We start from the raw sequence: 255 nt of genomic DNA on the forward strand, positions 1-255 counted from the left end.
AACATGCGCTGTGGTGGGCCGCCAACCGTGAAGGGGCCATTGAAGCCACAGTTATCCGTCAAGCTGACCAGCGCCTCATCGTTGGCAATCGTGTACTCTCCATTCGCGTCAAGCTCAATCGTGATGTCCTGGCATACAATGACCGGTGCATCAACGTCTACTGTCGTCACTTCGTACTCACAGCGGCCGGTATTGCCACTTGGGTCCGTAGAGACCATCTCTACCGTACGGGGATTGCCGATGTCTGCACAAGTA

1 pseudogene is annotated in these 255 nt (G+C 55.3%); it reads right to left on the reverse strand.

Going from position 1 to position 255, the window contains the following annotated elements:
* Window positions 1-255: pseudogene (locus FRY97_RS22840) on the reverse strand (hypothetical protein); the annotation flags it as partial.

It is taken from the genome of Phaeodactylibacter luteus (assembly GCF_007993045.1).
GTDB classification, from domain to species: domain Bacteria; phylum Bacteroidota; class Bacteroidia; order Chitinophagales; family Saprospiraceae; genus Phaeodactylibacter; species Phaeodactylibacter luteus.